The sequence below is a fragment of the Microbispora sp. CSR-4 genome (assembly GCF_008033685.1).
Classification (GTDB): Bacteria; Actinomycetota; Actinomycetes; order Streptosporangiales; family Streptosporangiaceae; genus Microbispora.
This window is the reverse complement of the sequence record NZ_VJVX01000277.1, coordinates 1-429: the sequence shown is the minus strand read 5'-3', so window position 1 is coordinate 429 and position 429 is coordinate 1. Positions and strand designations below refer to the sequence as shown.

General features: G+C 70.4%; 1 protein-coding gene. It reads left to right on the top strand.

Annotated features, from left to right (window positions below):
- The coding region (locus tag FLV34_RS41130; RefSeq protein WP_222709822.1) for a hypothetical protein at positions 1-429 on the top strand (429 nt) is incomplete at both ends.

Below are 429 nucleotides of genomic sequence, written 5' to 3'. Positions count from 1 at the left end.
CCTGCCGCGTGAGGCCGGCGCCCGGTTGATGGCGTTGTTGCAGGCGTACGCCAAGCTGAGGGCACAGGGTGATGACCGCCCGCTGACGGTGCGCCAGGCCGACGCCTTGATCGCCCTGCTGGAGCAGAAGATCGTCACCGAGCTCCTCGTCGTGGTCAGCGCCGAATCCCTCCCCACCGACCCCGAAAACACCAACCCAGAAACCACCGACGACCCATACCCCGACGACCCGGCCACCCAAGACCCCGCCGACCCGGCCACCGACGACACCGACCCGGCCACCCAAGACACCGCCGACCCCGCCGCCGACGACGACGTCAGCGACCACTTCGCAGACCTCGGCGACAGCGCCCCCAGCGACTACGCCCCCGACACCACCGGGACCACTGACGAGCCGAGCCAGGCCGACGACACCGCCGACCATGTCGA